This is a genomic window from Bacillus sp. JJ1127 (genome assembly GCF_036965845.1).
Classification (GTDB): domain Bacteria; phylum Bacillota; class Bacilli; order Bacillales; family Bacillaceae_G; genus Bacillus_A.
Genome location: NZ_JBALQK010000367.1, coordinates 1 through 1,149, shown reverse-complemented (window position 1 = coordinate 1,149; position 1,149 = coordinate 1). Strand labels below are relative to the sequence as shown.

Annotated in this window: 1 protein-coding gene and 1 pseudogene; both read right to left on the bottom strand. The window is 31.3% G+C overall.

Annotated elements, in window-relative coordinates:
- Window positions 1-264: pseudogene (locus V7183_RS24550) on the bottom strand (GNAT family N-acetyltransferase); the annotation flags it as partial.
- Between the two features lie 157 nt (window positions 265-421).
- The gene (locus V7183_RS24545) at window positions 422-877 is read right to left on the bottom strand and encodes an NUDIX hydrolase (RefSeq protein ID WP_335361157.1); all 456 of its coding nucleotides are present in this window, start codon (window positions 875-877) and stop codon (window positions 422-424) included.
- Window positions 878-1,149: the final 272 nt, after the last annotated feature.

Sequence of the window (1,149 nt, the reverse complement as noted above, 5' to 3'; positions counted from 1 at the left end):
ATATAATATATCGCTAACTAAATCTTGTTTCACAGAAGCAATACCATAGCCAATAGTCTGATGGTTTTCATTAATTGCTACAAAAACTACACCATATTTCGATTGAATATATTGTTCTATTTGCTCTTGGATAGCCTTCCTATCACTCTCATCTAGTTCACATTCTGCAGTTTCTATAGCATTTTTATTCCACAATTCTATAATTTTTTTTATGAATTCTTGATTAACTACATTACCTTTAAGTTGTTTGATACGTATGTTCATTCCTATTTTCTCCTTCTATTAGTTTTTCTGAATATAATTTTATAAATTCTCTACAATGGATAGGTTATTTCTTCTGCTGAAACACCTTAGTAATCGGCTAAAGTGTTGTTTTATTTGAAGTTGTATTTTAAAACTGGTTTCTTTAAACCACCCATTCTTATAAGGTGTATTTTAATTTATAATCTTCGAGTACAGGTCTATCTGGCGGACTTATATTTTCTGGTAAATCATATAAAGAGAAAAATTGAAGTTCAGTTGCCTCATCTTTGTCATGCCTTAAATAACCGTTATATTCTTTACATTCAAAAGCCGTCACAACATTATAAACTTCATCGCCATGAGGATATTGATAATAAAAAGCTTCCCCTGAATATGTATGAATTAATGTAAGATTCTCAGCTGTTAGTCCTGTTTCCTCGAGTAATTCTCTACGAGCTACTTGTTCGAGTGTTTCTCCTAACTCCATAGAACCACCAATTAGTCCCCAGCACGCATTATCTTTTCGAAGTTGTAATAAAACTCGTTGCTCATTATCTATAACAAGTATACACGCCCCGACCATAATTAAAGGTCTACTTCCGACCAAATTACGCAAGTCCATCATATATCCCATACATATGTCTCCTTTGAGAATCTAGCGACACATGTTTGATTTATTTGAAATTCATGAGGTGTTTCTTGTTTTAATAAAGTTTTATAGAAATCTAGATGAGATTGTAGGTTTGAAACATATATACGTGGTACAACTGTTAATATATTCATATTACCCATCCTTTCAAACATAATATCCAATTATAACCATAATAATTTCCTTGTTATACAATTGTCAATTTTCTCAATTCTATCACTCTTTATTTCTCACCAATGACGCTGTTAAAACAAAAC

Bases quoted from the DNA above. Each gene is read 5' to 3' on its own strand.
- V7183_RS24545 (WP_335361157.1), bottom strand. From the start codon at position 877: ATGGGATATATGATGGACTTGCGTAATTTGGTCGGAAGTAGACCTTTA.